Genomic DNA, 5,459 nt, shown 5'->3' on the forward strand with positions numbered 1-5,459 from the left:
GCCGGCCGGCCGGGCCGGTCCCGCTCGTCCGCAGCTGTCGCTCCTTCTCGGCGAGCAGCGCCGCGTACGTCGCGGGAGCTGTCGAGGCGGCCACCAGCCGCGCCTCGATCTGGGCTAGCTGGGTCCGGAAGGTGTCGAGCTGGTCCTGCGCCTGGGCCACCCGGTAGTACGCGGCTTCGGCCTCGGCCCGTTCCCGGTCCAGGGCCTGCTCGCGGGAGCCGCGCAGGCCGGCCAGCAGCCGGGCCAGCGAGAGGTTCTCCAGGCGGTCCACGTCCCGCTGCTCGATCGCGTGCCGGCGGCGCAGGGCGTCGACGTCCGAGGTCAGCCGGGCGATCGCGGCGGTGACGCCGGCCCGGCGGGCGGCGAGCAACTCACGTTCGCGAAGGTCGGCGGCGAGCCGGGTGAGGTCCTCGTCCATACGTCCGAGGAAACCCGATGCGCGCAACCGTCGCCGGTGCGCGTTCATCCCAGGGCGCCGGCCAGGGCAGTGCTGGGTTTCGGGTCGTCGTGACTGTCGACGTACCAGGAGTAGCGGGTGGGCGGGTAGTCCGCGAGCAGACGGCGGATCAGGGCGACGTCGAGCCCGTCCTCCGGCTGTCGCAGGTGCACGGGCGGCGGGTAGAACGAGTCGCCCAGCAACAACACGCCGGAGTCCGGCACGGCCACTACGGTGGAATCCTCGGCGTGGCCGCCACCGACGTGCCGCACCTCGACGCCGCCGGGCAGCGTGAGCGCGTCATCGAACTCGACGTGCGGCGGGACGACGGTGAAGTCGTCCCATAGTCCCGACATCGCCGCGCTGCGGGCAGTGCAGCTCGGGATCATCCGCGTGTCGGCGGCGGCCAGCTCCCGCACGTACGCCTCGCTCCACGGCCGGCCGGCCTCGGTCCGCAGCATGCGCGCCCCGGCGCGGTGGCCGACGACCTCGACCTCGGGCCAGGCGCAGGCGCCCCACACGTGATCCCAGTGGTGGTGGGTGTAGACCAGCCGGCGCGGAAAGGGGAGGCCGGCGGTCACCACGGCCTCGCGCACGCGCCGGGCCACGGCCGGGCTGTTGCCGGCGTCGACCAGCACGCTCCCCGCGTCGTCGGCGATCACCGCCACACAACCCTGGACCTTGGCGGGGTCCGGGTCGTGCGGGTAGAGCCACACCCGGCCGGCGAGATGCCGCAGCGCGTTCACCATTCGCGTCCTCCGTCCACAGTCGAATCGCACAGTGAGTGTGTCGTAAATGTTTCGACCCCTGGGGGTGCCCTCGTTTCAAATGCCCCGCGGCAAGGCTTACAGTCCTTTCAAACAATTGGTCGGGTCGCCGTACGCCGCGGGATACGCGGACGGCTGGTACAAGAGCGTGTACGCGGACCAGCTCGCATTCGACCTGCTGGTCAAGCACCACTGCTGCCCAGTTTCGGGCCGCTGCGGACACTCTCGGCCGCCCGGGCCGCGCGAGTTCAGGGCTACACCCGCGCGAGCCGTACGACTCAGGTGCAGAAGCTCGACTCCGTCGTGAATGCGCTGCAAGGGGTGACCGGTAAGGGTTGCACAGGCCGCGCATGTCTATTTCGCCGACCGGAGCACTTTTCAGCAGCGGGCCGGCTTCAATTCCTGCGTCATCGACATTGTCGTATCGGGACGGGGAATGACCACGGTGCGATATTCCGCCGATTACCGGTTCTGCGGGCCCACGTGGTGAGCCGGTCCCTACTAGGGTTCGCGGCATGGCTTTGCGACCCGATGAGTTCTACGACCGTGCCGTCAGCGTCGCTGACCCCGAGCGCCGGCTGCCGCTGGCCCGCATGACGGGGTGGGACATCAGCCCGTTCGAGCCGGACGGGCTGCGTGTCTCCCCGCTGCGCCCGCCGGTGCTGCCCGAGCCCCCACGCCACGGCGAGGACCCGTCGGACTGCAACGACTGCCGCAACCGGGACGAGGGGATCTGGTTCAACGAGCACTGGCGGCTGGCCCGGATCCCCGGGGTCGGCGTGCCGCTGGTCCTGATGCTGTATCCCCGCGACCACCACGACATGGCCGACCTGCCCGACGAGATGGCCGCCGAGCTGGGGCTGCTGAGCACCCGGATCGTCCGCCACGTACAGGCCCTGCCGCACATCTCGCGGGCCCACGTCTACCGCATCGGCGACGGCGGCGCCCACCTGCACGTCTGGTTCTTCGCCCGGCCGGAAGGCCAGGCCCAGCTGTACGGCTCGTGGCTGGTCGTCTGGGACGACCTCCTGCCGGAGTATCCACCGGAGATCGCCGACGCGGACGCCGCCCTCGTGGCCGACGCCCTGGTCGCCTCGCACGGCGGCCACCGCTCGCCCCGCTAACTTGGGGTGCATGGAGAAGTTGGTGCACACCGCCCGGCTGGCGTGGGACGGCTCGACCGGCGCCGGCTACCGTTTCTACTCACGCGCCCACACCGCCGCCGCGGCCGATGACACCCTGCGGCTCAGTGCCGACCCGCATTTCCGCGGGGACGCCGCCCTGCTGAATCCCGAGCAGCTTGTCGTCATGGCGGCCAGCTCCTGCCAGCTTTTGTCCTTCCTGTCGCTGGCCGCCCGCCGGCACGTGGACGTGGTCGGCTACACCGACGAGGCGGTCGGGCATCTCAGCGAGGACCTTCGCCGGGCGCGGATCGAGATCATCGAGCTCGCGCCGGTGATCGACGTGGCCCCCGGCACCGACGAGAAGCAGGTGCTCGCGCTGGTCGAGCAGGCCCACCACGAGTGCTACATCGCCAACTCGCTGAACTCCACGATCAGGATCAACCCGACCGTGCGGACCGTCCCGGAGCGGGAGGACGAGCTCTAGCCTCCGGGGACCAGCGTGACCGTGCCGTTCTCGTGGTCGACCGTGAAGAGCGTGCCCGGCGGATAGTTGCCGAGGACCTCCGGGGGCAGCTGCACCGTGCCGTCGCCGGCCACCACCGCGAAGTCCTGGCCGTCGCGGCCCTCCGCACCGACCCGGCCGTCGCGGATCGTCACCGCCCGGCCCAGCCGCGCGCCCACCTCGTTGTCGTGGGTGACCACCACGATCGTCGTCTGCCGTTCGGCGTTGACCGTCTCCATCGCCGCCAGCACCTCGTTGCGGCCCGCCGTGTCCAGCCGGCTGGTCGGCTCGTCCACCAGCAGCAGGCCCGGACCGGCCGCGATGCCGACCGCCAGGGCGGCCCGCTGCCGTGCCCCCGGGGTCAGCTCGGCGATCCTCGCCCGGCCCTGCCCGGGCAGCCCGACCAGGTCGAGGATGCGGTCCGGGTCGTCGAGCTCGATGCCGCGGGTGTGCGCGGCGCGGCGCTGGGCCAGCCAGATGTTGCGGTGCAGCGACGCGTACGGCAGCAGATTGCGCGCCGCCCCCTGCAGCACCACCCCCACCTCGGTGCCGCGCAGCCGGGAGATCTCGGCGTCGGAGAGCTTGCCCATGTCGTACGTGCCGATGTTGATCCGGCCGGCCGACGGGCGCATGAGCCCCGCGAGCAGGGCGATCAGCGTCGACTTGCCCGATCCCGAGGGCCCGACCAGGGCGAGGGTCTCACCGGGCGCGATGGACAGGTCGACGCCCGCCAGCGCGACCACGTCGCCGGCCTCGGCACGGTAGATGTGCACCACCCGGCGGCAGGCCACGGCTAGTCCGTTCATGGGCCCACGCTAGCGAAGATCCGCTCGTCGGAGGTACCCACGCGCGCGCCGAGCAGGTCGCTCCGTGGTGTCGGCGCCGCAGCGCTTAGGGTGGTGCCCGTGCGTGACATCGCGGTTTTCACCGGGAGTGCCCACCCGGAGCTGGCAGCCGAGATCTGTGATCACCTGGGCGTGCCGCTGCTACCCACCAAGACCTCCCGGTTCGCCAACGACTGCATAGAGGTGCAACTGCAGGGCAACTGCCGGGAACGGGACGTCTTCCTCATCCAGCCGCTCGTGCCGCCCGTCCAGGAGAACCTGGTCGAGCTGCTCTTCATGCTCGACGCCGCCCGCGGGGCCTCCGCCGGGCGGATCACCGTGGTGCTGCCGCACTACGCGTACGCCCGCAGCGACAAGAAGGACGCGCCGCGCATCTCGATCGGTGGCCGGCTCGTCGCGGACCTGTTGCAGACCGCCGGCGCGCACCGCATCCTGGCCATGACCTTGCACTCTCCGCAGGTCCACGGCTTCTTCAGCGTCCCGGTGGACCACCTGCACGCCCTGCGCGAGCTGGCCCACCACTTCCGGGGCTACGACCTGAGCAACACCGTCGTGGTGTCCCCGGACCTCGGCAACGCCAAGGAGGCCGCGGCGTTCGCCCGGCTGCTCGGCATCGAGGTCGCGGCCGGCGCCAAGCAGCGTTTCGCCGACGACAAGGTGGTGATCAGCTCGGTGATCGGCGAGGTGGCCGACCGGGACGTGATCGTGCTGGACGACGAGATCGCCAAGGGCAGCACCGTCTTCGAGCTGCTGGCCCGGCTGCGCGAGCGCAACGTCCGCAGCGTCCGGGTGGCCTGCACGCACGGGTTGTTCGCCGCGGACGCGGTGGCCCGGCTGTCGGCCGAGAAGGACATCGAGGAGATCGTCTGCACCAACACGGTGCCCATCCCCAAGGACCACCACACCGACAAGCTCACCGTGCTGTCCGTGGCCCCGGCGCTGGCCGAGGCGATGCGCCGGATCCACAACGGCGAGTCGGTCAGCGCCCTGTTCGCATGAGTCGCCTCGAGGCGGTGCTTTCCGCGTTGCTGGCCGTGCAGCGCCAGTCGTGGGAGCAGGGTGTCGCCGCGCAGGCCGCCCTGGACCTGGGGCGGGACGACCTCGCGCTGCTGCTGGCCGGGGCGGCGGTGGCCCGGCAGGCGGCGGACGGGCGGCTCGGTGACGTGGACGAGCCGGGGGTGGTCAACGGGGCTGCCTGCGGGGAAGCCGTGCTGGCCGCTCACCGCCGTACCGGGGAAGAGGTTTTTGCCGCCGCGGCCCGGCGCCAGCTCGCCTGGCTGACCGACGACGCACCGCGGGCCGCCGACGGCACGCTGTTCCACATGCTCGGCGCCCGCGAGATGTGGGCCGACACGGTCTACATGGTGTTGCCCTTCCTGGCGCTCTCCGGCCGGGGCGACCTGGCCGTGGCCCAGCTGGAGGGGCATCGCCGGCGGCTGTGCCGGGACGGGCTGTACGCGGCCATCTGGTCCGAGGAGACCGGAACGCTCCGCCGCGCCGACCACTGGGGCGGCGGCAACGGCTGGGTGGTCGCCGGTATCGCGCGCACCCTGCGGCTGGTGCCCGAGCTGCCGCAACGCGACGAGCTGGCCGCGCACGCCCGGGAGGTGCTGGACGCCTGCCTGGCGCTGCGCCGGCCGGACGGGCTGTTCCACGACGTGCTGGACGACCCGGCGACGTTCCGGGAGACCAACGCGGCGCAGATGTTCTCCTACGCGGCGGCGGTGGGCGCGGCCGACGGCTGGCTGCCGGAGTCCTACGCCGGGACCGGCCGGGACCTGCTGG

7 protein-coding genes are annotated in these 5,459 nt (G+C 71.9%); 4 read left to right on the forward strand and 3 right to left on the reverse strand.

Annotated features, from left to right (window positions below; translation table 11 throughout):
* On the reverse strand, positions 1-418 hold a 418-nt coding region (locus AB0C29_RS31475; protein WP_360827799.1), incomplete at its 3' end, for a hypothetical protein.
* Between the two features lie 44 nt (positions 419-462).
* Positions 463-1,185 carry an MBL fold metallo-hydrolase gene (locus tag AB0C29_RS31480; RefSeq protein WP_360827802.1) on the reverse strand — a complete coding sequence of 241 codons (723 nt, stop codon included), beginning with the start codon at positions 1,183-1,185 and terminating at the stop codon, positions 463-465.
* A gap of 533 nt (positions 1,186-1,718) precedes the next feature.
* Between AB0C29_RS31480 and AB0C29_RS31485 the strand changes: the two genes are divergently transcribed.
* Together AB0C29_RS31485 and AB0C29_RS31490 are read left to right on the forward strand one after the other, a co-directional pair.
* Positions 1,719-2,327, forward strand: a complete 609-nt coding sequence (locus tag AB0C29_RS31485) for a hypothetical protein (protein ID WP_360827806.1) — start codon at positions 1,719-1,721, stop codon at positions 2,325-2,327.
* Between the two features lie 10 nt (positions 2,328-2,337).
* The gene (locus AB0C29_RS31490; protein ID WP_360827809.1) at positions 2,338-2,811 is read left to right on the forward strand and encodes an OsmC family protein; all 474 of its coding nucleotides are present in this window, start codon (positions 2,338-2,340) and stop codon (positions 2,809-2,811) included.
* Here the strand turns inward: AB0C29_RS31490 and AB0C29_RS31495 are convergent.
* A complete protein-coding gene (locus AB0C29_RS31495) occupies positions 2,808-3,635 on the reverse strand; it encodes an ATP-binding cassette domain-containing protein (RefSeq protein WP_360553109.1) in 828 nt (275 codons plus the stop codon). The genes AB0C29_RS31490 and AB0C29_RS31495 overlap by 4 nt on opposite strands.
* A 99-nt stretch (positions 3,636-3,734) precedes the next feature.
* On the opposite strand from AB0C29_RS31495, the gene AB0C29_RS31500 reads away from it, so the two are divergent.
* Entirely contained in the window at positions 3,735-4,673 is a 939-nt protein-coding gene (locus AB0C29_RS31500) for a ribose-phosphate pyrophosphokinase (RefSeq protein WP_360553110.1), read from the forward strand.
* Positions 4,670-5,459 (forward strand): glycoside hydrolase family 88 protein (locus AB0C29_RS31505; protein WP_360827812.1); only part of this gene is annotated, 790 nt, incomplete at its 3' end. The genes AB0C29_RS31500 and AB0C29_RS31505, both read left to right, overlap by 4 nt.

Origin of the sequence: Actinoplanes sp. NPDC048791, from assembly GCF_040650095.1 — a bacterium.
GTDB lineage: Bacteria > Actinomycetota > Actinomycetes > Mycobacteriales > Micromonosporaceae > Actinoplanes.

Excerpts from the sequence above, each read along its gene's own strand:
- AB0C29_RS31480 (WP_360827802.1), bottom strand. The coding sequence starts at position 1,185 with ATGGTGAACGCGCTGCGGCATCTCGCCGGCCGGGTGTGGCTCTACCCG.
- AB0C29_RS31485 (WP_360827806.1), top strand. The coding sequence starts at position 1,719 with ATGGCTTTGCGACCCGATGAGTTCTACGACCGTGCCGTCAGCGTCGCT.
- AB0C29_RS31490 (WP_360827809.1), top strand. The coding sequence starts at position 2,338 with ATGGAGAAGTTGGTGCACACCGCCCGGCTGGCGTGGGACGGCTCGACC.
- AB0C29_RS31495 (WP_360553109.1), bottom strand. The coding sequence starts at position 3,635 with ATGAACGGACTAGCCGTGGCCTGCCGCCGGGTGGTGCACATCTACCGT.